The organism is Flavobacterium sp., assembly GCF_027531905.1.
Taxonomy (GTDB): domain Bacteria; phylum Bacteroidota; class Bacteroidia; order Flavobacteriales; family Flavobacteriaceae; genus Flavobacterium.
This window is the reverse complement of record NZ_JAPZSU010000011.1, coordinates 25,433-50,526: the sequence shown is the minus strand read 5'-3', so window position 1 is coordinate 50,526 and position 25,094 is coordinate 25,433. Positions and strand designations below refer to the sequence as shown.

The window sequence follows — 25,094 nt, the reverse complement described above, 5'->3', positions numbered from 1 at the left end:
TAATTTATATTTAAATTATTTATTAATTTCGCAAGCGAAAAATAAAAAACACCTTTTAGGTTAATAATATGGCAAGATTTGAATTAAAGCTTCCAAAAATGGGAGAAAGTGTTGCAGAAGCAACCATTACCAATTGGTTGAAACAAGTTGGAGACAAAATTGAAGCGGATGAAGCAGTTTTAGAAATTGCAACAGATAAAGTGGATAGCGAAGTCCCAAGCGAAGTTTCGGGAGTGTTGGTTGAGCAATTATTTCAGGTAAATGATTTGGTTCAAGTAGGGCAAACCATTGCTATTATTGAAACCGAAGGTGGTGCAGTTACGGAATCTGTTGTTGCGAATGAAGTACCAGAAGAAGTAGTAGTCATCGAAAAAGCGATAGAAGTAGCCAAAGAAACGGTACTTGCTCCAGTAGATTTTACCGAATCGGATAAGTTTTTATCGCCTTTGGTAAAAAATATCGCAAAAGAAGAAGGTATTTCTATAGCAGAACTTCAGACTATTTCTGGAACAGGAAAAGGAGGAAGAATTACCAAAGCAGATATTTTAGAATACATTAAAAATAGAGGAAATCAACCTAAAGTTACTGCAACGCCATCCTTAATGGTCGATACCATCGCACCTGTGGCGACACCAGTAGCGGCAAAAGCAGCTCCAGTTTCTGTTAATGGAGGAGACGAAATTGTAGAAATGGATAGAATGCGTAAGCTAATTTCAGGTTATATGGTAGCTTCTGTTCAAACTTCGGCTCACGTACAATCATTTATTGAGGTTGATGTGACGAATATTGTAAAATGGAGAGACAAAGTTAAATCCGCTTTTGAAAAGAGAGAAGGTGAGAAATTGACTTTTACTCCTATATTTATGGAAGCGGTTGCCAAAGCATTAAAAGATTTCCCAGGAATGAATATTTCTGTTGATGGTGATTTTATCATCAAAAAGAAAAATATCAATTTAGGTATGGCAGCAGCTTTACCAAACGGAAATTTAATTGTTCCTGTTATCAAAAATGCAGACCAATTGAATTTAGTTGGAATGGCGAAAGCGGTGAATGATTTAGGAAATCGTGCTAAAGCTGGAAAATTAAAACCAGACGATACGCAAGGAGGAACTTATACTGTTACTAATGTGGGAACTTTTGGTTCTGTTTTTGGAACACCAATTATCAATCAGCCACAAGTGGGTATTTTAGCTTTAGGTGCCATTAGAAAAGTGCCTGCGGTTATTGAAACCCCAGAAGGTGATTTTATTGGAATTCGTCAAAAAATGTTCTTGTCTCATTCTTACGACCATAGAGTGGTGGATGGAGCTTTGGGTGGAAGTTTTGTAAAACGAGTTGCTGAATATTTAGAAGCTTTTGATGTAAATAGAGATTTTTAATTCTCCATAAAACAAAAAACAGAAGAGACCGACGTTGAAAATTTCAATTGTCGGTTTTTTTGTGTTTTAATTTTTTTTAGCTTGCAATGTCATTTGTTTTATTCTAAAATGGTTAAACACTTGTATTTAATCATTTTTAAAGAATTATATTTGCATTCTTATAAATACCAAAAATGGAACTGAAACTAAATAGACCAATTTGTTTTTTTGATCTTGAAACAACTGGGATTGATATTGGAAAAGATCGTATTGTAGAGATCTCAATTTTTAAAGTTTTTCCAAACGGAAACAAAGAAAGTAAAACATGGTTAGTGAATCCAACGATTCCAATCCCAGCTGAATCTACTGCGGTACATGGGATAACCAATGAAAAAGTAGCCAATGAGCCAACTTTTAATGAGCTAGCATCACAAGTGTACTCAATGATAAAAGACAGTGATTTGGCGGGATTCAATTCAGATCGTTTTGATATACCTTTATTAGCTGAAGAGTTGTTAAGGGCAGAAGTTGATTTTGATATGAAAAATCGCGTATCAGTGGATGTTCAAACGATTTTTCATAAAAAAGAAGAGAGAACATTAGCAGCAGCTTTAAAGTTTTATACTGGGAATTCCCTCGAAAACGCCCACTCTGCTGAGGCGGATACCATGGCGACCTATGAAATTTTAAAAGCGCAATTGGATCGTTATCCCGAGTTGGAAAACGATATGAAAGTCTTGTCAGAGTTCACCACGCGAAAAAAAATAGCCGATTTTGCTGGGATGATAGCTTTTGATAAAGACAACGAAGAGATTTTTACCTTTGGCAAACACAAAGGTGTTAAGGTTGAAAAAGTATTGGAGGCTGAACCAGGGTATTTTAGTTGGATTCAAAATGCTGATTTTCCTCTGTATACCAAAAAAGTGCTTACAGCGATTAAATTAAGAAAGTTAAACACAAAATAGAGTGATTAGTGAAAGTAATTAGTGAATAGTATGTGTTTGCTAATTACTTTTTACTTTTTACTATTCACTTAAGTTATGAAAATAATTTGCATAGGCAGAAATTATGCCAACCATATAGAAGAGTTAAAAAACGAACGACCAACAGAACCGGTGGTTTTTATGAAACCTGATTCGGCTATTTTGCTAAAGCAGCATCCATTTGTGATTCCAGAATTTTCGGAAGATATTCATCACGAAATTGAGTTGATTGTAAAAATTAGTAAAGTTGGAAAATACATAGAACCTAAGTTTGCACATAAATATTATGATGAAATTAGTGTTGGAATTGATTTTACAGCAAGAGATTTACAGGAAAAACTAAAACAAAGAGGGTTGCCTTGGGAAAAAGCAAAGGCTTTTGATGGATCGGCGGTGATTGGAGAATTTTTACCCAAAACGCAATTTAGTTCATTAGAAAATCTTACATTTGAGTTGACCAATAACGGACAGACAGTTCAAAAAGGCTGCTCAAGTCATATGTTATGGGCGATTGACGAGTTGATTGCTTACGTTTCTCAGTTTTTTACTTTGAAAATTGGAGACATTATTTTTACTGGTACGCCAGCAGGAGTAGCATCTGTTCGTCCAAATGATATTTTAGAAGGATTTTTAGAAGGACAACAACTATTTAGAATACAAGTAAAATAATGGCTTTAAAATACAACCTCTCCAAAGTGTATGCACTTTCCGATAATGATCCAGAATTTGTCCAGCAAATTTTGATCTTATTTGTTACCGAAGTTCCTCAGGATTTGAAAAAGATCAAAGAAGGAATTAACGAAAAAGATCATAAAAAAGCGTATGCATATGCGCACAAAATCAAGCCTACCTTGGATTTAATTGGTTTAAATGTGGCTTTTGAAGAAATTCTTCAGGTAGAAGCTTGGACTAAAGCAGAAGGAAGAAAAAAAGATATTATTGAGACTTTTAAAAGTGTCAAGCAGCGTGTTAAAGATGCGGTAAAAGAAATCAAAAAGGATTTTGACTTGTAGTTAACTTTACTCTTAAATCATTTCAATTTTTACTAAATGAAAGCAGCCATAATTACTATCGGTGACGAAATTCTTATTGGTCAAATTGTTGATACCAATTCGGCTTATATTGCTAAAGCCTTGGATAGAATAGGAATTGAGGTCGTAGAAATGTTGTCTATAAGCGATGATAAACAAGCTATTTTAGACACTTTTGCTTTAATGCAAGATACTGTTGATGTGGTTGTTATTACAGGTGGTTTAGGGCCTACCAAAGATGATATTACCAAAAAAACTATCTGTGATTATTTTGATGATACACTCATACGCAATGTTGAGGTAGAGGCTCATGTGATTGCTTTAATTGAAAAAGCGTTGCAACGAGAAGCCTCTCAAATGAATAAAGATCAGGCTTTGGTTCCTTCAAAATGCGTTATTTTGCATAATGAAGTTGGTACTGCGCCGGGAATGTGGATTAAAAAAGGGCAAACGGTTTTTGTTTCTTTACCAGGTGTTCCTTACGAAATGAAATATTTGGTAGATTATCAACTAGTACCCAAGCTTGTTGTGGAATACGAGCGACCTTTTATTATTCATAAAACCGTTTTGACTTATGGTCAAGGGGAAAGTTTGGTAGCGGAACGTATAGAAGATTGGGAGAATGATTTGCCAAGTTTTATAAAATTAGCGTATTTGCCTGCCCCAGGAAGGGTTCGATTGCGGTTAACGGCAAAAGGTAAAGATAAACAAGTTTTGGAAACAGAATTGGAGCGTCGATTAGCTACTTTGAGTACGCTAATTGGGGATATTATTGTTGGTTTTGATGAAGAGGAAACGCTAGAGTTTGTAGTTGGAAAACAATTAACTTTAAAAAATAAGACTTTAGCTACGGCGGAAAGTTGCACGGGAGGGAAAATTGCACAATCAATTGCAGGTGTCCCAGGTGCGTCAAATTATTTTAAAGGGAGTGTGGTGGCTTATGCTACCGAGATGAAAACGAAGTTGTTAGAAGTCTCTTTGTCCACTATAGAAGCGCATAGTGTTGTTAGTGCAGAAGTAGCAAAAGAAATGGCAATAAATTGTCAAAAAATCTTCGAAACGGATTATGCAATTGCTACAACGGGTAATGCTGGACCATCAAAAGGGGATTCGGATGCTAGTGTTGGTAGTGTTTTTATTGGTTTGGCCACACCCAATGGTGTCATAGTTGAGGGCTTTAATTTTGGACAACCCCGAGAAAAAGTAATAGATAGAGCGGTTACTAAGAGTTTGGAAATGTTGCAAAAAGAAATTTTAAAAAATGTGTTATAATTTTTTGTTTCATCCGTTTATTTTTCTTTTCTTTGCACCCTGATTTTGAATAACGATAAAAGATAAGCATAATGTCAAGAGTTTGTGACCTTACAGGTAAAAGAGCGATGGTAGGAAATAACGTTTCTCACGCTATGAATAAAACTAAGAGAAAGTTTTCTGTAAACTTAGTGAAAAAGCGTTTTTATCTTCCAGAAGAAGATAGATGGATTACTCTTAGAGTAGCAGCATCTACGATAAAAACAATTAACAAAAATGGAATTGCTGCTGTTTTGAAAAAAGCGCAATCAGAAGGATTTATAAAATAATCTTTTTCCTAAATAAATATATAGCAAGATGGCAAAGAAAGGTAATAGAATCCAAGTAATTTTAGAATGTACTGAGCACAAAACTTCTGGTGTTGCAGGAACTTCAAGATACATAACAACAAAGAACAAAAAAAATACTCCAGATAGATTAGAGATTAAAAAATTTAATCCAATCTTGAAACGTGTAACTGTTCACAAAGAAATTAAATAATAATTAGAGATTTTTATTTATAAAAATTTCAAATAACATTTGAATCATGGCAAAGAAAACCGTAGCATCGTTACAAACCGCTTCTAAAAGATTATCAAAAGCCATTAAAATGGTAAAATCTCCAAAAACTGGTGCATATACATTCGTTGAATCTATTATGGCTCCTGAAGCAGTTGATGAATTCTTGAAAAAGAAATAATTTACATACATTTTATATAAAAGCTACTTTCTTTCGGAAGTAGCTTTTTTATTTTTTATATTTACCCTTTCAAATAAAGTAAGGAATTTTTCCTTTGATGACATACTTAACCTAACAAAAAATGAGTTTTTTTAAACGTATATTTTCCTCCGAAAAGAAACAGACTTTAGATAAAGGTCTTGAGAAAACAAAAGTTAACTTTTTTACTAAATTGACCAAAGCTGTGGCTGGAAAGTCAAAAGTAGATGATGATGTTTTAGATAATCTGGAGGAAATATTAGTTGCTTCTGATGTTGGAGTTGCTACTACTTTAAAAATTATTACACGTATTGAAAATCGTGTTGCAACAGATAAATATTTAGGGGTTGATGAGTTAAATGGAATTCTTCAAGAAGAAATTGCAGGATTGTTATCTGAAACCAATAATGGTGAAGCAACAGAGTTTGTTATTCCAGTGAATACTAAACCTTATGTGTTGATGGTGGTTGGCGTGAATGGAGTCGGTAAAACCACTACTATTGGTAAATTGGCTTATCAGTTTAAAAAGTCAGGATACAATGTAGTTCTTGGAGCGGCGGATACTTTCCGTGCGGCAGCCATCGATCAATTGCAGATTTGGGCTGACCGTGTTGGAGTGCCTATAGTGCGTCAGGAGATGGGAAGTGACCCGGCTTCTGTAGCTTTTGATACTTTGCAATCTGCAGTGGCTCAAAATGCTGATGTTGTGATTATTGATACTGCTGGACGTTTGCATAATAAAATTAATTTAATGAATGAGCTATCAAAAGTGAAGCGTGTGATGCAAAAAGTGGTTGCTGATGCGCCTCATGATGTACTTTTGGTATTGGATGGTTCTACGGGTCAAAACGCTTTTGAACAAGCCAAACAATTTACCGCTGCTACCGAAGTTACTTCTCTTGCAGTTACGAAATTAGACGGAACTGCTAAAGGTGGTGTTGTGATTGGTATTTCGGATCAGTTCCAGATTCCTGTAAGATATATTGGAGTAGGTGAGGGAATTGAAGATTTACAAGTCTTTAATAAGTATGAATTTGTAGATTCTTTCTTTAAATAGTTTGGTATGAAAAGTATAAGTCCGTTATACCTTTATTTTTTTAGCTTAATCTGTTTTGTTTTAGCCAATTTAGTTCGAGGCAAAATAGATTTTGCATATGGTTTTTTTCTTGGAACTGGTGTAGTTCTTTTTTTAATAGGTCTTTATAAAAAGATTACTAGCAAGTAATTATAAATACAAGGCTTTTATTTTACTCCATAGGACTTCGTCAAAATCTGATAAGGCTAGGTTAGCGTTGTCCGCAGCTTCTCCCATTCTTACTACTACCATGTTTTTACTTGGAATTACATAGATTTTTTGATCGTTTTTGCCCAAAGCCATATACATATCTGTTGGGGCGCTAGGTACTAAACTCCCTTTGAATACTAATTGAGTTTGCGGTAGGCGGTAACTTTCTTTACCGTTGAGCCACCATAAGTATCCATAAGAAAAGTTAAGATTTTGAGATGTGCTGGTGGCTTCGGATACAAACGCTTCGTTTAAGATGGTGTTGTTTTCCCATTTTCCTTTGTTTAGCATTAATAAACCAAAGCGCGCCATGCTTCGAGTGGTGCTCCAATACACGCTATTGTTGTCCATCTGAATCCATGAACCTTCCATTCCAATTTTGTCTCTAAGCTTGGTGTTGAAGTATCCTGACCAAGTTTGCTTTGTGGCTTTTGCTATAACATCTTGCAGTTTTACATATACATTATGATAGGCCCACCTAGTTCCTGCATCGGCTTTGTATTGCAAGCTTGCAGGATCGACGGCGTCACCATTGGCAAGGTCTTCTATGCCTGAAGTCATGGTAAGGAGATGTTTGTTAGTGATTAGGTTTTCTTTGGCTATGGGGAGACTAGTCCATCCTGTTCCTAAGTAATCAGACACTTTAGCGTTGATGTTCACCATGCCTTCTTGTTGCGCAATGCCTGTAATGGCGGTAGTGAGTGTTTTTCCCGCACTTGCCCAATACCAAGAGGTGTTGGCGCTATGACCATTAAAATACTTTTCGAGTACTATTTTTCCGTCGACCAAGATGATAAAGCCTTTGGTGCTTTTTTGGGTTAAATAATCCAATAAGGGTTGTACGGCTGTGGGTTTCCAGCCTAAACTCTCGATGGTTTTGGTTTCCCAAATTGTTCCTGTTATAGGTGGAAAATAAGTCTTTGTGGTTGCATCGGTGGAAGGTGTGTCGGCTTTTTCGGTGCTACAATTGACGAAAGTTAGCAAGACAATTATGATGGTTAAGAATTTTTTCATAATTTTTTTGGTTTTGAGATTAGACAATAATAGTGAAAAATAGTTTAACGAAACCCTTTTATTTTTTGTTTCCTAATTTGTTTTCTTCGTACTTTGTAGTGTTGCAATTGCGTCTGATTTTGCACATAGTTACTAGCCCTGATGGGAACGGCATCCTTGTGGTCCCGGGGTTCGGGACGACAAGATATAGTGGACAGCAGGAGGTAGCTCCTAAAAAATATAAGTCAATAATAATATGAAAAAAATAGTTGTATTTGTAACCCTTTGTTTGGTTTTTTTAGGGTGTCAACCTAAAGTTGAGAAGGAATCTGTGACTTTGTTGAATGGGTATTGGGAGATTGAGAAAGTGGTTTTTGAAGAAGGTGCCGATAAAGAATACCCGAGCAATGATAGTTTTGATTATTTTGAAATAAAAGGCGATACTGGATTTAGAAAGAAAGTAATGCCACAATTGGACGGTACGTTTCAGGCGAATGATTTGGTAGAAACGATTCGTATTCGAGAGAAAGATGATCAAATTTTTCTTGATTTCAAGACTGATTTTGCGCAATGGTCAGAGGAATTGGTAAAGATTGATGCAAAGGAATTGGTCTTAAAAAATTCAGAGCAAAAAGAGTATCACTATAAAAAAACAGGTCCGATAAAAATTATTGACAATGGCAAAACGACTAAATGATCAGAATACGGTAGGTGATGTTTTGAAGCATATTATTGAAGTTAATAAACTGCAAACAGGTCTTAACCAGATTGATGTACGTGAGGCTTGGAAAAATTTGATGGGGAACGGTGTGAATCATTATACCAAAAACGTGATTTTGAAAGGAACCGTTTTGTATGTTGAATTGTCTTCTTCTGTTTTACGGGAAGAACTGAGTCACGGTAAATCAAAAATCATTAAGATGATTAATGAGGAATTGCGTCGTGATGTGGTTAGAGACGTGGTATTGAGGTAGTTTTGTTGAGTTTAAAAAAATATGATGAGTACAGTTTCGAAGTTTAAATTCTTGCCGATTTTATTAGCATCTTATATTAGTATTTTGCCCGTTATGCTTATTTATCTTTGTTATAATTCACCCTATGCAACGATGACTCTTCCTATTTTGTGCTTGTTTTTTATCTTGGTTTTTTGGGGAACAGTTTTTAGAACTAGGGCGCATAGAGTAACAATTGATCAACAATGTGTAGTTGTAAAACGTTATTTTGGGTTAGGTAAATCAGAATCATATGCTTTAAATAGTTTAGATGGGTTTGTAAGCTTGTTTGAGTCTGGAAAACTTGGTGTTTCTGAAAACCTTTTTATTCTTCAAAAAGGAAAAAGAGTTGTCTGTATTTCTGAATTCTATCATTCTAATTATGGTGAATTAAAAAAAATACTTATTGAAAGATTAATCAATTTTGGAGTTAATGACTATGATGTTAAAGAAGAATGGAGTAATCTTTTTAAATAAAAAATCCCGTTTCAATTGAAACGGGATTTTTTTATGAGATAACTATTTTTAGTGCATTTTACTGCCCACTAAAAACTGTTTACTGAACACTGATTTAGAATTGCTCTCTTCCAGCAAAGTGGAAAGCACCTTCGATAGCAGCATTTTCGTCGCTATCAGAACCGTGAACTGCATTTTCTCCGATAGAAGTTGCGTAAGCTTTACGGATAGTTCCTTCTGCAGCTTCAGCTGGATTAGTTGCTCCGATTAAAGTTCTGAAATCTTCCACTGCATTTTCTTTTTCTAAAATGGCAGCAACGATAGGACCACGAGTCATGAATTCTACTAATTCTCCAAAGAAAGGTCTAGCTGAGTGTACTGCGTAAAATGCTTGTGCGTCAGCAACAGTCAATTGCGTTAATTTCAAAGAAACAATTTTGAAACCTGCATTTGTAATCATTGCTAAGATGTTTCCGATGTGTCCGTTTTCTACAGCATCAGGCTTAATCATTGTAAAAGTTCTATTTGTAGCCATTTTTTGGTTTTTTAAAATTTGGTGCAAAAATAGACTTTTTTTGCAAATACAATTTGTGAAATTGTCATTTTTAAGTCAAATTTTTGATTATGCGATAAAATAGTGTGATTATACTTTAAAAAACAGTTTCTTTTGGTAGAAATACCACAATAAAAGACTCCAAAAACCTACATAAAGCAAAGCAAAGGCCAGCGAAGCATTCATTGGATTTTGGAAATGAGGCAAAACTCCAAATTCATAACTGTAGGTCCAAAAGTCGATTGGAGTGTTGTTTTTTGGATTTTGAACCGAAATCATTACCAAAGCTTGAGGAATGATTTGTGATAAAAAGAAAACAATCATAGGATTAACTCCCCAAACCAAAAATAGCGTGATTCCTTTTTTGAAGTTGAGTAGGTCGATGCAATAGTATAAAATCGTCAAGATAAGCGTGGCCAATCCAGCGGTATAAAGTACATACGAACTGGTCCATAAGGCTTTATTGATTGGGAATACAAAATTCCAAAGCCAACCCAAGAGCAGCAATGATGCTCCAATGCTAAGCATTTTTTGTGCTTTTGATTTTTTGGATATATTCATATTGAGTAATTGCCCAATTTGAAGGCCTAATAAGCCTGTTACTATAGCAGGGATAGTACTTAAAATTCCTTCAGGATCCCAAGTTTTGGTAGCTTCCCAAACATGTCCTGATAGTACCATTTGGTCCACCCAAGTAGCTAAATTGGTTCCTTTTTCGAGATTGGTAACTGCAAAGCCTGGCGCAGGAACTAATGTCATTAGCGCCCAATAGCCCACTAATAAAACACTGCTTACGATGAGTTGCATTTTGGGCGTAGTTTTTAAATATAAAAGAGAAGCGATGAAATATATAATCCCGATACGCTGTAAAACCCCAGGAAGACGTACGTTTTCATAAGCTGGGATACCGCTGTAAGCAAGGAACATAAAAAGAATAAAACATCCAATGGCCAAATAGGTTTTGGTTTTTTGATTGAAATTCCCCATTAAAGCATAACCAACAATGGCAGTTATGAGTAGGCGAATGATCATTAATGGCGTTCCTTCGAGATCAAAAAACTGAATCTTGCCAAAAAAATTAAAGAACAAGCCTAGGTTTATCATCCGCAACGAACGAACAAAGATTTTGTTGAAGGTTGAGCTGTCGTAGGTTTTAGTAGGCATGGCAAAAGCAATGGCGGTTCCCATAATGAAAACAAAAAATGGAAATACCAAATCGGTTGGGGTACAGCCGTGCCATTCTGCGTGACGTAAGGGAGCATAAATCGTGGACCAACTTCCAGGATTATTGACAACAGTCATTAATAAAATAGTTAATCCTCGAAATACATCCAATGAAATCAGTCGGTCTTTGCTCATGAAAAAAGTAGGTTTTAAAAGGTAATAATGGTAAAATTGGTAGACAAAGGCTTTATTTCATCAACCAATTTAGGAAGTAGTTGCTCGCCATTTTCTAAATAAAATTCAGCAAAATTAGCTTGACGTTCTTGCAAACTTTGGTTGGGGAAAAGTTCATTTTGAAGCGCTGTGATTCTACTCAAACTATCGGCTAATTTTCGTTTTTGTGCTTTTAGCAATCGTTTTTTAAGTTGTTCTAGTCCTTTGGTTTGTTTTATTTCCTGCGCTTTTACGGCGCCTTCAAAAGAACGATCGGTTTTAGAAGTGAGTTCGTGTAGGGCATGAAACTGTTGTTGTAATTGCTGTTTCAAATCGCTCAAATCTATTGAAAATTCCGATAATTGTTTTGTCTTGTTGTTGATTAATTGCGCTTGTTTTTGGAATAAATCGCTCCAAGTCAAGGCTAAGGCATCGGCTTTTTTTAGCTGTTTTTCAGTAGCCAAAACTACGGAGTTACGTACAATGAGTATTGGGAAAGTCACCTTTACTGCATCAAAAAATGATTTCAATTCTAACCAATAGGCTATTTCTCCGCCACCGCCAATATAGGCTAGATTAGGTAGAATCGCTTCTTGATATAAAGGACGCATCACTACATTGGGACTAAATTTTTCAGGATGGCGTTCCAATTCAGCGAGTAGTTCTTGTTCTGAAAACTGAATTTTAGTATTGTTTATTTTGTACAATCCGTCTTCAAAAATAATACGCTCTCTCAAGTCATCTTCTATATAAAACAAATTGATTTCACGAGGATTCACTTGAACGGTATAGTTACCCATTTGATGGATAGTTTCATTTACTTTTGAAAAAGCCGTTTGCTTAATTACCTCTTCCTTAATGAATGGAATAAATTGTCTTTTTAGATTGGCATCATCAGCATCTAAAATGACTAATCCGTAGTCGCCAAATAGAGTATTGGCTAAATATCTGGTCGCATCTGCTAAATTGGTATGCTTCAAATAAGCATCTTGAAATAGTGTTTTTAACGTTTCAGCATTAGTACTGCTCCCTAATTCTAGCGAAAAAATGGTTAAAAAATCTTCAAGACCTTCTGTAGATAATCGGCCTACTGGTCCAGTACTTTCTCTGTTCCAACAGAATTTTTTCCCTTTAAAAGTAAAGTAATTGATTTCTTCAAAATCATGGTCTTCGGTAGCCATCCAATAGATTGGAACAAAATTTTGTTCAGGATATTGTTGTTGTAATTCCTTAGTCAGATTGATGGTCGAAATTATTTTGTAAAGAAAATACAAAGGTCCGCTGAATAAATTCAGTTGATGACCTGTTGTAATGGTATACGTATTGGAATGATTTAAAAGTTTAATGTTGTTTAAAGTTGCCGATGAAGCATTGATTTTGGCATATTGTGCTTCTAAAGCAGCAACTAAAATAGCTCTTTTCTTGCAATAAACGGTTTTGTTGTTTATTGCTGCTCCCTCACCTTCGGGGAGGGCTGGGGAGGGGAAGTTAGCTTTCTTTTCTTCTATTTGAGGGCCAAAGTTTTCAAGAGTTGGGAAGCGATGGTACAAAGGCTGTACGTTTGGTTTTTGGTCTAAATAATCATTGATTAGTGAGGAAAAATATCCAGAATTTTGAAAGCTGATACAGTCGGATGGCATAATTAAAATAGATTTAGGGCTAAATTACCAAAAAAAGCGGAATTAAATGGCTTCCCTTTTTGAATAGCATTGCATTTTAACTTATTATTGTAACCCGTTGGGTGAAATTATTTTTTACCACATAGGTGAAACATAGAATTTATAGTTTTAAAAGAAAATCATAGACGTTTTACTATTCACATAGCTATGCTATGTGTGAAATAGTACTATTTCTATTTATTCTTTACTTATTTAGTGTTAATCTATGATTCTATGTGGTTTTTTTTTATTTTAATTTCACCCAATGGCTTATTTTAATTCTTAACTACTAACTAAAACCACAACTAATGACTCAAGATACTCCTACTAAAGGAAAAAATTCATTGCAACATGTACTTTTTGGCAGTTTGATAGGAACGACCATTGAGTTTTTTGATTTTTATATTTATGCCAATGCCGCGGTATTGGTGTTTCCCCAACTTTTTTTCCCGAGCACAGATGCTACTATGGCTACGTTGCAGTCACTAGCTACGTTTTCTATTGCTTTTTTATCAAGACCTTTGGGTTCGGCTTTTTTTGGACATTTTGGGGATAAGATAGGTCGTAAATTTACCTTGGTAGCCGCATTACTAACGATGGGAGTTTCTACTGTTGCTATTGGTTTTCTTCCAAGTTATGCTAGTATAGGTATAGCTGCACCTTTATTGTTGATGCTTTGTCGTTTTGGACAAGGCGTTGGTCTTGGAGGCGAATGGGGAGGAGCTGTTTTACTAGCCATCGAAAATGCGCCACCGAATAAAAGAGCTTGGTATGGTATGTTCCCACAGTTAGGTGCTCCTATAGGCTTGTTACTTTCGGGAGGTACTTTTTTGCTTTTAACGGATAGTATGACCAATGAAGATTTTATGAATTATGGTTGGCGAATTCCCTTTATCGCTAGTTCACTTTTGGTAGTGGTTGGTTTTTATATTCGGACTAAAATTTCTGAAACACCTTCTTTTGAACAGGCTAAAAAAGTAGAAGAAGAAGTAAAAATCCCTTTTTTAACCTTACTCGCCTCATACAAGAATCAATTGATTTTTGGAACATTGGCGGCAGTGACTACTTTTTTGGTTTTTTATTTAATGACGGTATTTACGTTAAGTTGGGCGACCTCTGATTTGGGTTTCACCAAAAGAGAGGGTTTGTTGATTCAGTTGTTCTCTGTGCTCTTTTTTGCGCTGTTCATTCCTGTTTCGGCAGTGGTTGCAGATACCATTGGGCGTCGCAAAATGCTGGTTTGGGCTACTATTGCCATAGCTGTTTTTGGTTTTTTCTTCCAATTTTTTCTCAGTTCAGGAAGTGCTGTACTAGTAACTGTTTTCGTTTGTATCGGAATGGCGTTGATGGGATTTACCTATGGCCCTTTAGGCACCTTTTTGTCTGAGTTGTTTCCTACACAAGTGCGCTATTCAGGAGCTTCCTTGACCTTTAATTTAGCAGGAATATTTGGTGCTGCTTTTGCTCCTATGATTGCCATTTGGCTGGCTACGGATTATGATATTTCATATGTGGGGTATTATTTGACGGGGGCTGCTTTGTTGAGTTTAGGTTCTCTTTTTATGATTTCTAGAAAAAGTCATCAGTTTTAATTTTAAAAAATAATATAAGTTTTTGGTGTACTTTTAAAATAACATTTAGATATTTGTCTAAATATATAATCATAAATTGATGAACGTTATTTTTAAAGCCCTTAATGATGCCACTAGGCGCGAAATTCTGAATCTTTTGAAAGAAAAGGACAGGACTGCTGGAGAAATTGCGGATCACTTTAATATCAGTAAACCCAGTATCTCGCATCATCTAGATTTATTGAAGCAAGCCGATTTAATTACTTCTCAAAAATTGGGTCAGTTTGTAATTTATTCAATCAACACCACTATAATGGACGATGTTCTACAATGGATTTTAACTTTTAAAAAATAAACTCAATTATGAAAAATACGTTACAAAAAGAATGGTTTTCGATACTTTTAGTGCTAGTCCCCTTTGTTTATTTGGCTTATATATGGAATTCCTTGCCAGAAAAAGTACCTATTCATTGGAATTTAAAGGGAGAAGTTGATGGTTGGGGAGACAAATTTTCCTTGATTGGATTACTTTTTATGTTGCCCGTTTTAACTTATGGAATTATGTTGTTGGCCCCTAAAATTGACCCTAAAAATAAGATTGGTATGATGGGTAATAAATACAAAAGCCTTAGATTAATTTTAGTTTTCTTCACTTCAGTGCTAGCTTTATTTATTTTGTTCAGTGCAAAAAATCAATCTATGTCTAGTCCTGTCATTATTGTTTCTTTAATTGGTTTTCTGTTTATGGCTTTAGGAAATTATTTTAAAGTCATTAAACAGAACTATTTTGTGGGGATTAGAACTCCTTGGACGTTAGAGAGCGAAGAAGTTTGGAAGCTAACCCATCAAATGGCAGGAAAATTATGGGTAATAGGTGGAGCAATGATTACTATTTTTTGTTTTTTTATTCCAGAAGATTTTATAGTGTATCTTATCTTAACAGTTACAGGAATTATTACCGTTGTCCCAATAGTATATTCCTATATTAAGTTTAAGGAAATATAGTAAAAAGAGTAAGTATTTCTTGCTTAAGTTCAATTAATTGTTTGGAGCAGAAAGGTTAGGTTTTTTTGCAAGCATCGTCCCGCTTTCCATTTCAATCGAGGCTAAAGAGGAAAATGTTGCCTTTATAACATTATTCAAAAGAAGAAAATGCAAAAATAATTGAGTTCCATTTTTTAACTATTTAATATTAATTTTAAAATAAAGTCAACTAAAATGAAGAAAACCGTATTTTTTATTATAGTAATTCTAGCTTCTTTTACAATGTTCGGACAAGAAATTTCTGGTCAATGGAATGGAGTTTTAAAAATTCCCAGAGGACAGTTAAGAGTGGTTTTTAATATCGCTAAAACCGAAAACGGTTATAGTTCCACAATGGACAGTCCCGATCAAGGTGCAAAAGGGATTCCAGTAACGACAACCAGTTTTGAAAATGCTGTTTTGAAGTTGCAAATACCAGCAGCTGCTATTAGTTATGAAGGAAAATTAAATAAGGAGCATATAATTGTGGGTAATTTTTCGCAAGCAGGTCAATCTTTAGCTTTGAATATGTCAAGAGATAGCATTGAAAAAAAAGCACTAATAAGACCTCAAGAACCACAAAAACCTTATCCGTATTATACAGAGGAAGTAGTGTTTGAAAATAAAATTGATAAAAATATTTTGGCTGGGACCTTAAGTTTGCCTCAAAAAGAAGGTCACTTTCCCGCTGTAATTTTGATTACAGGAAGTGGTCCTCAAAACAGAGATGAAGAGTTGTTGGGACATAAACCCTTTCTAGTTTTAGCTGATTATCTAACCAAAAAAGGAATTGCAGTATTGCGATTTGATGATAGGGGAGTTGCCAAATCAACTGGTGATTTTAAATCGGCAACCACTATGAATTTTGCTAAAGATGTTAAGGCAGGAGTCGATTATTTGAAAACCAGAAAAGAAATCCTTAAAAGCAAGATCGGATTAATCGGCCACAGCGAAGGTGGTTTGATTGCGCCAATTGTTGCGGCGAATTCAAAGGATATTAACTTCATTGTATTGTTGGCAGGAACTGGAATTCGCGGTGATAAATTATTGCTTTTGCAAAAAGAAAAGATAGAACGCCAAATGGGAGTTCCTGAAAAAGAAATTCAAAAGGCTCAAGAAATTTTCAAGGGAGCTTATGAAATGGTTTTGATTTCTACAGAAAATGATTCTAGTCTTAAATCTAAAATAAATAGTTATTTCAAAGTTCAATTTGGAGACAAATTGAATGAGGGACAAATAAGTGAAATAACATCACAAATCACAAGTCCTTGGTTTGTTTCTTTTCTAAAATTTGATCCTGAAACTGTCTTACAAAAAGTAGAATGCCCAGTTCTAGTACTCAACGGTGATAAAGATTATCAAGTTCCCTCCGATGTAAATATTGATGCTATTAAGAAAGCATTGGCTAAAGGCGGGAATAAAAATGTAACAACTAAAGTAGTACCAAATTTGAACCATTTGTTTCAAGAATGCAAAACAGGTTTAATGAACGAATATGAAACCATTGAACAAACATTCTCTCCAATTGCATTAGAAGAAATTTCCAAATGGATTTTGATTCAAGTGAAGTAATAGGATTTACAGTGTAAGTAAGAAGTCCAATTTATTGGGCTTTTTGTGTTTATTACTTTTATTAGAATTCTAAAGTTATTAAATATCCCTTATTTTTGTATCAAAATTTTTTCTTTTGAAACCAAAACTCTTCCTCATCACGCCACCGTTTACGCAACTGAATACCCCGTATCCAGCGACGGCGTATATCAAAGGATTTTTGAATACCCTTGAAGTGCCCTCGGAGCAAGCGGATTTGGGTATTGAGGTGATTTTGAAATTGTTTTCGAGAGAAGGATTACAAGGAGTTTTTGGTCAAGCAACAACAAACCATAAACCAAAAACCATAAATAGTCAACGTATAATTGCCTTACAAGACGAATATCTCAAAACCATAGATTCAGTGATTGCTTTTTTGCAAGGCAAAAATCCAACCTTGGCTTTGCAAATTTGTCAAGAAGACTATTTACCCGAAGCCTCTCGTTTTGCGCAATTGGAGGAGTTGGATTGGGCTTTTGGTACTATGGGAACACAGGATAAAGCCAAACATTTGGCAACTTTGTACCTTGAAGATATTTCGGATTTTATAGTCGAATGTGTCGATGAAAACTTTGGTTTTAGTCGCTATGCCGAGCGTTTGGGCCGAAGCGCCAATTCATTCGACGAGCTGTACGAGGCTTTGCAAAAGGAACTTAGCTATATTGATGGTATTTTACTATCTATTTTGGAAGAAAAAATAACCAGAATTCAACCTGAATTAATGCTGATTTCTGTGCCTTTTCCTGGGAATTTGTACAGCGCTTTTCGTTCGGCACAATGGGTGAAAAAGCACTATCCGAATATCAAAATTGCCATGGGAGGTGGTTTTCCCAATACCGAATTGCGTTCGCTTTCGGACGCTCGAGTGTTTGAGTTTTTCGATTTCATTACTTTGGATGACGGGGAATTACCAATAGAACTCTTATCCTCCCCCGACCCCTCCGAAGGAGGGGAGAATAGAACCTATAAAAGAACTTTTATTCTAGAAGGCGGTAAAGTCGTTTATAAAAATAATTCTACTAGACCCGATTATAAGCAATCGCAAGTCGGCACTCCAGATTATACGGATTTGCTGTTGGATCAATACATTTCGGTGATCGAAGTCGTGAATCCGATGCATCGGATGTGGAGCGATGGGCGTTGGAACAAGTTAACGATGGCGCATGGCTGTTATTGGGGTAAATGTACTTTTTGTGACATTTCTTTGGATTACATCAAAATCTACGAACCTATAGCTGCCAATTTGTTGTGTGATCGAATGGAAGAAATGATGACACAAACAGGTCAGAATGGCTTTCATTTTGTTGACGAAGCAGCACCACCAGCTTTAATGCGAGCTTTAGCACTCGAAATTTTACGCCGAAAATTATCGGTTACTTGGTGGACGAATATCCGTTTTGAGAAAAGTTTTTCGGCCGATTTATGTCGATTACTCAAAGCTTCAGGTTGTATAGCAGTTTCAGGTGGTTTGGAAGTAGCTTCTGACCGATTGTTGCAATTAATTGATAAAGGAGTAACGGTTGAGCAAGTGGCCAAAGTGACTCGCAATTTTACGGAATCAGGTATTATGGTGCATGCGTATTTGATGTACGGGTACCCAACCCAAACGGTTCAAGAAACGATAGACAGTCTCGAAATGGTGCGTCAATTGTTTGAAGCGGGAGTGTTGCAATCCGGATTTTGGCATCAGTTTGCCATGACGGCCCACAGCCCCGTGGGATTGTATCCAGAAAAATTTGGTGTTGTTCCAATCTCCCCTCCTTTGGAGGGGTCGGGGGAGGATATTTTTGCCATCAATGACATTAATTATACCGACAAAACAGGTATTGACCACGAAAAATTTAGTTTCGGACTGAAGAAATCGTTGTTCAATTTTATGCACGGTATTTGTTTCGACTTTGAGCTGCAAGAATGGTTTGACTTTAAGATTCCAAAAACCAAAATTCACCCTGATTTTATTTTTAATGCACTTCAAGAAGAAGAAAGTTTCACCACAAAACCTACAGCCAAAGTAGTTTGGTTGGGAGGAAAACCTTCGGTTGAATATTTTACTAAATCCAAAAAAGGCAATTCTTGGGAACTCGCTAAATTGACCTTTCACGATAAAAAAGAAAGTTTTGCTGTTCAAACCAATAAAGCCGAAGGCGAATGGTTGGTTGCTATTTTAGACAAAATTGCGGTTTCACAATCCAAAGTGTATTCTTTTCAAGAAATTAAAACTGATTTTGAAGACCATTTATCCGATTTTGAGCTGTTTTGGTACTCAAAACCGATGCAAACGTTGCGCTCCTTTGGATTATTAATTTTGTAATTTATTTACATTTTTCTTTCGAAATCTATCGTTAGAAAAACCAATTTTTATTATTTCTTTTAAAACAGTTTGCTACTTAGAATTTTTTGTATAAAACTTACTTTAACTGTGTTACGAAAACGTTTTCTTTAATTACATTTACCAGTACTAAAAACGTAAACATGAGTAGTAGTTATCAACTAAAAGTAAATGATACTTTTCATTTCGAATGCGATGCAGCCTCAGCCAATGCGCTAGATGTGGTTGCGACAACTGACAATCAATTTCATATTTTAAGTGAAAACAAGCGGTATCAAGCTCAGATTATAGTTGCTGATTTTCATAAGAAGGAATACACTATTGAAGTGAACAATTCAGTGTATACTGTCGCCATTGCTGACGCTTTGGGCCTTTTAATTAAAGAAATGGGATTTGATACCGGCACAGTACAGAAGGTAAATGCTATCAAAGCGCCTATGCCAGGTTTAATTTTAGAAATCAATGTGAGTGTGGGTCAAACCGTTCAAGAAAACGATAATTTACTCATTTTGGGAGCGATGAAAATGGAAAACAGTTTTCAATCGCCACGAAATGGAGTAATCAAATCGATTGCAGTAGCTGTTGGCGATGCTGTAGATAAAGGACAATTGTTGGTAGAATTTGAATAGAGAATATAGAGCATAGAAAATAGCGTCAAGATTATAGAAAGAAGAACCTAAATAACAGTTTTTATTATTTTGCATCCTCTTTCTTCTATTTTCTTTCTTCTAAAATCTTTCTCAAAAAAATAATTATATGAAAAAAATACTAGTTGCCAATAGAGGAGAAATCGCGATTCGCGTGATGAAAACTGCTCGAAAAATGGGAATCAAAACAGTAGCGGTGTATTCTACTGTAGACCGAAATGCACCTCACGTAGCCTTTGCAGATGAAGCAGTTTGTATAGGTGAAGCGCCATCTAACCAGTCCTATTTGTTAGGAAATAAAATTATTGAAGTGGCCAAAGCGGTACAAGCTGATGCCATTCATCCAGGCTATGGTTTCTTGAGTGAAAATGCTGAATTTGCCGAAGAAGCCGAAAAAAACAACATCATCTTCATTGGTCCAAAATCCAAAGCCATTCATATAATGGGTAGTAAATTGGCCGCCAAAGAAGCCGTTTTAGAATACGACATTCCAATGGTTCCTGGAGTGGACCACGCTATTACCGATATAGAAGAGGCTAAGCGTACTGCAAAAGCAATTGGTTTTCCAATTCTTATCAAGGCTTCTGCTGGAGGTGGCGGAAAAGGGATGCGTGTGGTGGATAATGAAGCCGATTTTGAAGCGCAAATGAACCGTGCTATTAGCGAGGCAGTGGCTGCTTTTGGAGATGGAGCGGTTTTTATTGAAAAATATGTGGCGTCGTCAAGACATATCGAAATTCAAGTGATGGCGGATAGTCACGGCAATGTGTTGTACTTGTTTGAAAGAGAATGTAGTATTCAGCGTCGTCATCAAAAAGTAGTAGAGGAAGCACCCTCTGCGGTTATCACGCCTGAAATTCGAAAAAAAATGGGAGAAGCTGCCGTATTGGTAGCCAAATCTTGTGATTATTTAGGTGCAGGAACGGTTGAGTTTTTGGTGGATGAACAGCTGAACTTTTATTTCTTAGAAATGAATACGCGTTTGCAAGTAGAGCATCCTGTGACTGAAATTATTGCTGGAGTCGATTTGGTCGAAATGCAAATTCGTGTGGCGAAAGGCGAAGCGCTTACATTGCAACAAGAAGATTTGAAAATTCACGGTCACGCTGTAGAATTACGTGTGTATGCCGAAGATACTTTGAATGGGTTTTTACCGAGTGTAGGTAATCTAGAAGTGTATCAATTACCCGAAGGCGAAGGTGTCCGAGTGGATAACGGATATGCTCAAGGAATGGATGTGCCTATTTATTATGACCCGATGTTGGCCAAATTAATCACTTACGGAGCCACTCGTGAAGAAGCTATTCAGCGTATGGAGCAAGCTATTGCGGATTATAAAGTGGTGGGTGTGCAAACCACACTGCCTTTTGGTGCTTTTGTCATGCAACATGAGGCGTTTCGTTCGGGAGATTTTGACACCAATTTTGTAAAGAAGTATTACAGTCCTGAGATTTTAAAGGAACAAACCCAAAAAGAAGCTGCGATTGCAGCAAAATTGGCGTTGAAACAGTATTTACAGGATCAAAAAGTGCTTCGATTGCCTAATTAAATAGGTGCTTGGTACATTTAATAACAAACAGTTGGGTAAAATTCAAATAAAATACGAATTTAACCACATAGGAGATTCATAGATAAACTAAATCAACATAGGAAAAAAGAAATAGGACTATTTTTCACAATAGATGAGCTATGTGAATAGTAAAACGTCTATTGATTTCTCTAAAAACAACAAATTCTATGATTCTATGTGGTAAAAAGTAATTTCATCAATGGGTAAATAACAAAAAAAGTATGGAATCTAAAATAAAAGTATTAAACGAAAAAATAGCACTAGCCCAATTGGGCGGTGGTCAAGCGCGAATTGATAAACATCATGCCGGTAAAAAACTAACCGCAAGAGAGCGTGTCATGTATTTGTTGGACGAAGGTTCTTTTGAAGAAATTGGGATGCTGGTTACCCATAGAACTACCGATTTTGGGATGGAGAAGGACTTGATTTACGGAGATGGTGTAGTCACGGGTTACGGAACTATTAATGGCAGATTGGTGTATGTTTTTGCTCAAGATTTCACTGTTTTTGGGGGTTCTTTGTCTGAAACGCACGCAGAGAAAATTTGTAAAGTCATGGATATGGCGCTCAAAGTGGGTGCGCCTATGATTGGACTAAACGATTCTGGAGGTGCCCGAATTCAAGAAGGGGTGCGTTCTTTGGGAGGTTACGCTGATATTTTTTATCGCAATGTACAATCTTCTGGGGTTATACCTCAGATCTCTGCGATTATGGGACCTTGTGCGGGTGGTGCGGTGTATTCCCCAGCGATGACCGATTTTACTATGATGGTAGAAAACAACAGTTATATGTTTGTTACAGGACCTAATGTTGTGAAAACGGTAACCAATGAGGAAGTAACTTCAGAGGCTTTAGGTGGAGCCGTAACGCACGCTTCCAAATCGGGAGTGGCACATTTAACTGCTTCCAACGGAGTGGCTTTATTGAACAGTATCAAAAATCTTTTGAGCTATTTGCCACAAAATAATAAAGAAACGACTCCAAAAGTACCTTATATTTTGGGTGATGAAGTACGAATGGAATTGGCTACGATTATTCCAGATAGTGCCAACAAACCCTATGATATGCACGAAGTGATTCGAGGGATTATTGATGCCGATTCTTTTTATGAAATTCATAAAGAGTATGCCGAAAATATTATTGTTGGTTTTGCCCGTTTGGGAGGAAGAAGTATCGGAATTGTAGCCAACAATCCAATGTTCTTAGCCGGCTGTTTGGATGTTAAGAGCTCTATCAAAGCCGCGAGATTTGTTCGTTTTTGCGACAGTTTCAATATTCCGTTGCTGGTGTTGGAAGATGTTCCCGGTTTCTTGCCAGGAACCGACCAAGAATGGAACGGAATCATTGTACACGGTGCCAAATTATTATATGCTTTTAGTGAGGCGACCGTGCCAAGAGTGACGGTGATTACTCGAAAAGCTTATGGTGGAGCATATGATGTAATGAATTCAAAACACATTGGTGCCGATATGAATTTTGCTTGGCCTACGGCAGAAATTGCAGTTATGGGTGCCAAAGGAGCCTCTGAAATTATCTTCAAAAAAGAAATTAGCGAAGCCGAAGACCACGAAGCGAAGTTATTAGAAAAAGAAGCGGAATATGCGGAATTATTCGCCAATCCGTATACCGCAGCACAACGTGGATTTATAGATGAGGTTATTCTTCCCGAAGATACACGTCGAAAGTTGTTGAAAGCCTTCAGTATGCTCGAAGGAAAAACAGTCAACAGACCAGACAGAAAACACGGCAATATTCCGTTGTAATGTTTTGTTTGAAAGATTACAATTGTGAGCGTTTATTAGTAAAAAATCCAAAGCTACTTTTTTCCTTAGCTTTGGATTTTTCATTAATATATCAATTTGAAATTGTTGACCAATAAGGTACTATTTGTGCCTCCTTCTAGCTGATCGCCATTAAAACTTGAGGAAAAAACTACCGAAATATGAGTAACTGCTTCATTTGCATTCGCATACAAACCGTTTTTAGGTTTTTGATAGGCTGGAAAAGAGCTATTTAATTCGCCGTAAGTCAATGGAATGGTGATGGTTTTAAAGGCATTAATTACTTTTTCCTCGGAACGAAACCAAGCTGTAGCTACTCTTTTTACTTCAGTACCGTTTCTATTTTCTAATAAAACATAGATATCGCAGGCATCTTTGGTGGTTAAAGTTTGTCCTTTTCTATCCAAATAGGGAGTACCTGGACTGTAGGCATATTCTACAGAGAAATTTTTAGGTCTAGCGGCAAAGGGGATTCCAAATTTTGCAGAATTAATTGGATTTGATACATCTAATTCAAATTTACCCGTAAACATAGAGCCTGCCGCCATTCGTTGACTGACGAATCCTGCTAAACTTCCCATATCTTGGGTCACCAATTTAGCTGCGATATTCGTTCCGTTGATGGTAAAAGGAGTAACATTTGCGTTCCCTAGAGTAGTAGCTCCAGCATTTCCGCTTGACCAAATAGAGTTGGCGTCTTTTCCGGGTTCGTAGTAGTTTTTGGGAGTCATATACCAATCATCAAAGGAACTATTTTCTAGTTGTGGTTCACTTCCTTCTTGTTTTACGGTTACGGTATAAATTTTTGTTGACCCATCTTCAGCTGTAACAGTGTATTTTACGGGATTGGTAAAATCTAATAGTTCCTCGCTCGATGGACTAATTGCAGCAAAGGTAGAGAGCACAATTTCTTTAGGTTTTAGTTGCTTGATATTTGCGGTAGCGCCAACATTTATACTGATAGTTCCCGTAGATTCTTCTATAATAGTATTGCCTACTTGGTTTGTCAAAACAAAACTCAATATTTTTTTTTGATCTGAATTTCCAAAATAATCTTCTGAGACACAGTTGGACAAAACGACAGAAATAAGGGTTAAGAATAAAAGTTTTGTTCTCATATTGCTAGGATTTGAAAAAATAGAAAAAGCTAATGTTTAACGATAAAATGTTTAGTTTTAAATCTAAATCATTGCTTTTGATTACGGTATTTTCTACTTCGTTTATGGTGGTTCTTTTGTATGTATGAGAAAGTCCGGCTAAATTGACTCCTACTTCAGTTGCAAAACCTTTGATGATAAATACTTGAATGCCAGGGTTAATGCCCAAGTTGTAATTGTTGGTAACAGAATAATAACGAGTTAAAATATCATTGCTGGTCTTTTCAGTGACTTTGTTTTCTTTATTCATTCCTAAGCTAACAATGTTAAATAGATTAAACCTACCGTTGGCTGTAATGGGAATATAATTTTTTATAAAAACGTTCCCTCCAAGACTGCTTTTCGCTTCTTTGACAAAGGTTTGGATTCCATCGCTATCTTCTAAAATCTGATTGAGTTTGGCCCAGTCATAGCGCAAAGCGGTTCCAATGGCAAATGATTTACTCAAAAAATATCCACCATTAGCTTGAATGTTGAAACCATCTTTTTGTTTATCAATGACATTTGTAATAAGAAAATTTTCGTTTTGACTGCTTCTAGTATTGGCACCGCCAGTTAAACCAACAAAGGCTAATCCTTTTTGAAGCTTGGTAAATGGTGAAATTTCAACAGAATTATTCGTTTGTGCATAGACTGTTTTTGAAAAAATCATGAGGCCAATGGTAAGTACCAACAAGAAATATCTTTTGCAAATTGAAATCATTGGTTTTTATTTATGTTTGAGTATCAAAT

At 36.1% G+C, this 25,094-nt stretch carries 26 protein-coding genes; 20 read left to right on the top strand and 6 right to left on the bottom strand.

Going from position 1 to position 25,094, the window contains the following annotated elements:
• Positions 1–68 precede the first annotated feature (68 nt).
• From O9307_RS03560 to ftsY, 9 genes are all read left to right on the top strand, one after another.
• A complete protein-coding gene (locus O9307_RS03560; protein WP_298295410.1) occupies positions 69–1,379 on the top strand; it encodes a dihydrolipoamide acetyltransferase family protein in 1,311 nt (436 codons plus the stop codon).
• Positions 1,380–1,552: 173 nt separating this feature from the next.
• Complete coding sequence (locus O9307_RS03555) at positions 1,553–2,323, top strand: 3'-5' exonuclease (protein WP_298295408.1); 771 nt, start codon at positions 1,553–1,555, stop codon at positions 2,321–2,323.
• Between the two features lie 75 nt (positions 2,324–2,398).
• A complete protein-coding gene (locus O9307_RS03550) occupies positions 2,399–3,010 on the top strand; it encodes a fumarylacetoacetate hydrolase family protein (protein ID WP_298295407.1) in 612 nt (203 codons plus the stop codon).
• Complete coding sequence (locus O9307_RS03545; protein WP_298295405.1) at positions 3,010–3,354, top strand: histidine kinase; 345 nt, start codon at positions 3,010–3,012, stop codon at positions 3,352–3,354. The genes O9307_RS03550 and O9307_RS03545 overlap by 1 nt, the downstream gene beginning before the upstream one ends.
• Positions 3,355–3,390: 36 nt before the next feature.
• Positions 3,391–4,644 (top strand): CinA family nicotinamide mononucleotide deamidase-related protein, encoded by a 1,254-nt coding sequence (locus O9307_RS03540; protein ID WP_298295403.1) that lies wholly within the window; start codon positions 3,391–3,393, stop codon positions 4,642–4,644.
• 71 nt (positions 4,645–4,715) lie between these two features.
• Positions 4,716–4,952, top strand: a complete 237-nt coding sequence (gene rpmB / locus O9307_RS03535; protein ID WP_024980263.1) for a 50S ribosomal protein L28 — start codon at positions 4,716–4,718, stop codon at positions 4,950–4,952.
• Between the two features lie 28 nt (positions 4,953–4,980).
• Positions 4,981–5,163, top strand: coding sequence for a 50S ribosomal protein L33 (gene rpmG / locus O9307_RS03530; protein WP_017495179.1), 183 nt, complete (start codon positions 4,981–4,983; stop codon positions 5,161–5,163).
• 46 nt (positions 5,164–5,209) lie between these two features.
• On the top strand, positions 5,210–5,362 hold the full coding sequence (locus O9307_RS03525; protein ID WP_066310049.1) for a DUF4295 domain-containing protein: 153 nt from the start codon (positions 5,210–5,212) through the stop codon (positions 5,360–5,362).
• Positions 5,363–5,483: 121 nt separating this feature from the next.
• Positions 5,484–6,437, top strand: a complete 954-nt coding sequence (gene ftsY / locus O9307_RS03520) for a signal recognition particle-docking protein FtsY (RefSeq protein ID WP_298295391.1) — start codon at positions 5,484–5,486, stop codon at positions 6,435–6,437.
• Positions 6,438–6,605: 168 nt separating this feature from the next.
• Here ftsY and O9307_RS03515 read toward each other — a convergent pair whose 3' ends face one another.
• Positions 6,606–7,679, bottom strand: a complete 1,074-nt coding sequence (locus O9307_RS03515; RefSeq protein WP_298295389.1) for a serine hydrolase — start codon at positions 7,677–7,679, stop codon at positions 6,606–6,608.
• A gap of 235 nt (positions 7,680–7,914) precedes the next feature.
• Between O9307_RS03515 and O9307_RS03510 the strand changes: the two genes are divergently transcribed.
• From O9307_RS03510 to O9307_RS03500, 3 genes are read left to right on the top strand one after another with little or no spacing between them, the layout of a single operon-like run.
• Positions 7,915–8,355 (top strand): hypothetical protein, encoded by a 441-nt coding sequence (locus O9307_RS03510; protein WP_298295387.1) that lies wholly within the window; start codon positions 7,915–7,917, stop codon positions 8,353–8,355.
• The gene (locus O9307_RS03505; RefSeq protein ID WP_298295385.1) at positions 8,336–8,632 is read left to right on the top strand and encodes a DUF721 domain-containing protein; all 297 of its coding nucleotides are present in this window, start codon (positions 8,336–8,338) and stop codon (positions 8,630–8,632) included. Before O9307_RS03510 ends, O9307_RS03505 begins: the two co-directional genes overlap by 20 nt.
• A 21-nt stretch (positions 8,633–8,653) precedes the next feature.
• On the top strand, positions 8,654–9,127 hold the full coding sequence (locus tag O9307_RS03500; protein WP_298295383.1) for a hypothetical protein: 474 nt from the start codon (positions 8,654–8,656) through the stop codon (positions 9,125–9,127).
• A gap of 94 nt (positions 9,128–9,221) precedes the next feature.
• On the opposite strand, the gene O9307_RS03495 is transcribed toward O9307_RS03500, so the two are convergent.
• From O9307_RS03495 to bshC, 3 genes are all read right to left on the bottom strand, one after another.
• Positions 9,222–9,641: a nucleoside-diphosphate kinase gene (locus tag O9307_RS03495; protein ID WP_064715300.1), complete on the bottom strand. Its 420-nt coding sequence runs from the start codon at positions 9,639–9,641 to the stop codon at positions 9,222–9,224.
• Positions 9,642–9,749: 108 nt separating this feature from the next.
• On the bottom strand, positions 9,750–11,018 hold the full coding sequence (locus O9307_RS03490; RefSeq protein ID WP_298295380.1) for a DUF5009 domain-containing protein: 1,269 nt from the start codon (positions 11,016–11,018) through the stop codon (positions 9,750–9,752).
• 14 nt (positions 11,019–11,032) lie between these two features.
• Positions 11,033–12,676, bottom strand: a complete 1,644-nt coding sequence (gene bshC / locus O9307_RS03485) for a bacillithiol biosynthesis cysteine-adding enzyme BshC (protein WP_298295378.1) — start codon at positions 12,674–12,676, stop codon at positions 11,033–11,035.
• A gap of 326 nt (positions 12,677–13,002) precedes the next feature.
• Between bshC and O9307_RS03480 the strand changes: the two genes are divergently transcribed.
• From O9307_RS03480 to O9307_RS03445, 8 genes are all read left to right on the top strand, one after another.
• Positions 13,003–14,286, top strand: a complete 1,284-nt coding sequence (locus O9307_RS03480) for an MFS transporter (protein ID WP_298295376.1) — start codon at positions 13,003–13,005, stop codon at positions 14,284–14,286.
• A gap of 79 nt (positions 14,287–14,365) precedes the next feature.
• Positions 14,366–14,620, top strand: coding sequence for an autorepressor SdpR family transcription factor (locus O9307_RS03475; RefSeq protein ID WP_298295374.1), 255 nt, complete (start codon positions 14,366–14,368; stop codon positions 14,618–14,620).
• Positions 14,621–14,628: 8 nt separating this feature from the next.
• Positions 14,629–15,270 (top strand): SdpI family protein, encoded by a 642-nt coding sequence (locus O9307_RS03470; RefSeq protein ID WP_298295372.1) that lies wholly within the window; start codon positions 14,629–14,631, stop codon positions 15,268–15,270.
• Between the two features lie 213 nt (positions 15,271–15,483).
• Positions 15,484–16,860, top strand: coding sequence for an alpha/beta hydrolase (locus O9307_RS03465; RefSeq protein ID WP_298295370.1), 1,377 nt, complete (start codon positions 15,484–15,486; stop codon positions 16,858–16,860).
• Between the two features lie 115 nt (positions 16,861–16,975).
• Positions 16,976–19,189 carry a B12-binding domain-containing radical SAM protein gene (locus tag O9307_RS03460; RefSeq protein ID WP_298295368.1) on the top strand — a complete coding sequence of 738 codons (2,214 nt, stop codon included), beginning with the start codon at positions 16,976–16,978 and terminating at the stop codon, positions 19,187–19,189.
• Positions 19,190–19,350: 161 nt separating this feature from the next.
• Positions 19,351–19,836 carry an acetyl-CoA carboxylase biotin carboxyl carrier protein subunit gene (locus tag O9307_RS03455; RefSeq protein WP_298295366.1) on the top strand — a complete coding sequence of 162 codons (486 nt, stop codon included), beginning with the start codon at positions 19,351–19,353 and terminating at the stop codon, positions 19,834–19,836.
• Positions 19,837–19,963: 127 nt separating this feature from the next.
• A complete protein-coding gene (locus O9307_RS03450; RefSeq protein ID WP_298295364.1) occupies positions 19,964–21,403 on the top strand; it encodes an acetyl-CoA carboxylase biotin carboxylase subunit in 1,440 nt (479 codons plus the stop codon).
• 242 nt (positions 21,404–21,645) lie between these two features.
• Positions 21,646–23,187 (top strand): acyl-CoA carboxylase subunit beta, encoded by a 1,542-nt coding sequence (locus O9307_RS03445; protein WP_298295362.1) that lies wholly within the window; start codon positions 21,646–21,648, stop codon positions 23,185–23,187.
• A gap of 83 nt (positions 23,188–23,270) precedes the next feature.
• On the opposite strand, the gene O9307_RS03440 is transcribed toward O9307_RS03445, so the two are convergent.
• Both O9307_RS03440 and O9307_RS03435 read right to left on the bottom strand, forming a co-directional pair.
• The gene (locus tag O9307_RS03440) at positions 23,271–24,323 is read right to left on the bottom strand and encodes a PCMD domain-containing protein (RefSeq protein WP_298295360.1); all 1,053 of its coding nucleotides are present in this window, start codon (positions 24,321–24,323) and stop codon (positions 23,271–23,273) included.
• 4 nt (positions 24,324–24,327) lie between these two features.
• Entirely contained in the window at positions 24,328–25,065 is a 738-nt protein-coding gene (locus O9307_RS03435; RefSeq protein ID WP_298295359.1) for a hypothetical protein, read from the bottom strand.
• Between the last annotated feature and the right edge of the window lie 29 nt (positions 25,066–25,094).

Bases quoted from the DNA above. Each gene is read 5' to 3' on its own strand.
- O9307_RS03560 (WP_298295410.1), top strand. From the start codon at position 69: ATGGCAAGATTTGAATTAAAGCTTCCAAAAATGGGAGAAAGTGTTGCA.
- O9307_RS03555 (WP_298295408.1), top strand. From the start codon at position 1,553: ATGGAACTGAAACTAAATAGACCAATTTGTTTTTTTGATCTTGAAACA.
- O9307_RS03550 (WP_298295407.1), top strand. From the start codon at position 2,399: ATGAAAATAATTTGCATAGGCAGAAATTATGCCAACCATATAGAAGAG.
- O9307_RS03545 (WP_298295405.1), top strand. From the start codon at position 3,010: ATGGCTTTAAAATACAACCTCTCCAAAGTGTATGCACTTTCCGATAAT.
- O9307_RS03540 (WP_298295403.1), top strand. From the start codon at position 3,391: ATGAAAGCAGCCATAATTACTATCGGTGACGAAATTCTTATTGGTCAA.
- rpmB (WP_024980263.1), top strand. From the start codon at position 4,716: ATGTCAAGAGTTTGTGACCTTACAGGTAAAAGAGCGATGGTAGGAAAT.
- rpmG (WP_017495179.1), top strand. From the start codon at position 4,981: ATGGCAAAGAAAGGTAATAGAATCCAAGTAATTTTAGAATGTACTGAG.
- O9307_RS03525 (WP_066310049.1), top strand. From the start codon at position 5,210: ATGGCAAAGAAAACCGTAGCATCGTTACAAACCGCTTCTAAAAGATTA.
- ftsY (WP_298295391.1), top strand. From the start codon at position 5,484: ATGAGTTTTTTTAAACGTATATTTTCCTCCGAAAAGAAACAGACTTTA.
- O9307_RS03515 (WP_298295389.1), bottom strand. From the start codon at position 7,679: ATGAAAAAATTCTTAACCATCATAATTGTCTTGCTAACTTTCGTCAAT.
- O9307_RS03510 (WP_298295387.1), top strand. From the start codon at position 7,915: ATGAAAAAAATAGTTGTATTTGTAACCCTTTGTTTGGTTTTTTTAGGG.
- O9307_RS03505 (WP_298295385.1), top strand. From the start codon at position 8,336: ATGGCAAAACGACTAAATGATCAGAATACGGTAGGTGATGTTTTGAAG.
- O9307_RS03500 (WP_298295383.1), top strand. From the start codon at position 8,654: ATGATGAGTACAGTTTCGAAGTTTAAATTCTTGCCGATTTTATTAGCA.
- O9307_RS03495 (WP_064715300.1), bottom strand. From the start codon at position 9,641: ATGGCTACAAATAGAACTTTTACAATGATTAAGCCTGATGCTGTAGAA.
- O9307_RS03490 (WP_298295380.1), bottom strand. From the start codon at position 11,018: ATGAGCAAAGACCGACTGATTTCATTGGATGTATTTCGAGGATTAACT.
- bshC (WP_298295378.1), bottom strand. From the start codon at position 12,676: ATGCCATCCGACTGTATCAGCTTTCAAAATTCTGGATATTTTTCCTCA.
- O9307_RS03480 (WP_298295376.1), top strand. From the start codon at position 13,003: ATGACTCAAGATACTCCTACTAAAGGAAAAAATTCATTGCAACATGTA.
- O9307_RS03475 (WP_298295374.1), top strand. From the start codon at position 14,366: ATGAACGTTATTTTTAAAGCCCTTAATGATGCCACTAGGCGCGAAATT.
- O9307_RS03470 (WP_298295372.1), top strand. From the start codon at position 14,629: ATGAAAAATACGTTACAAAAAGAATGGTTTTCGATACTTTTAGTGCTA.
- O9307_RS03465 (WP_298295370.1), top strand. From the start codon at position 15,484: ATGAAGAAAACCGTATTTTTTATTATAGTAATTCTAGCTTCTTTTACA.
- O9307_RS03455 (WP_298295366.1), top strand. From the start codon at position 19,351: ATGAGTAGTAGTTATCAACTAAAAGTAAATGATACTTTTCATTTCGAA.
- O9307_RS03450 (WP_298295364.1), top strand. From the start codon at position 19,964: ATGAAAAAAATACTAGTTGCCAATAGAGGAGAAATCGCGATTCGCGTG.
- O9307_RS03445 (WP_298295362.1), top strand. From the start codon at position 21,646: ATGGAATCTAAAATAAAAGTATTAAACGAAAAAATAGCACTAGCCCAA.
- O9307_RS03440 (WP_298295360.1), bottom strand. From the start codon at position 24,323: ATGAGAACAAAACTTTTATTCTTAACCCTTATTTCTGTCGTTTTGTCC.
- O9307_RS03435 (WP_298295359.1), bottom strand. From the start codon at position 25,065: ATGATTTCAATTTGCAAAAGATATTTCTTGTTGGTACTTACCATTGGC.